This window comes from Micromonospora sp. DT53, assembly GCF_049841535.1.
Lineage (GTDB): Bacteria > Actinomycetota > Actinomycetes > Mycobacteriales > Micromonosporaceae > Micromonospora.
Genome location: NZ_JBNCKM010000033.1, coordinates 1 through 266, shown reverse-complemented (window position 1 = coordinate 266; position 266 = coordinate 1). Strand labels below are relative to the sequence as shown.

The window sequence follows — 266 nt, the reverse complement described above, 5'->3', positions numbered from 1 at the left end:
AAACCACCGTCGCGGTCGCCACCACGGAAGCCACCCTCACGCGGGGCGCTGGAACGCGAACCGTCCCGGTCACCGCCCCGGAAACCACCGTCGCGGTCGCCACCACGGAAGCCACCCTCACGGGGGGCGCTGGAACGCGAACCGTCCCGGTCACCGCCCCGGAAACCGCCCTCGCGGCGGTCGCCGCCACGGAAGCCGCCCTCGCGCGGCGGGCCGGAGCGGGTGCGGTCGCCGCCCTGGTAACCGCCCTCACGACGGTCACCACC

Annotated in this window: 1 pseudogene; it reads right to left on the bottom strand. The window is 75.9% G+C overall.

What is annotated here, in order from left to right:
- Window positions 1-266 (bottom strand): annotated as a pseudogene (locus ACLQ3B_RS33670) (transcription termination factor Rho); the annotation flags it as partial.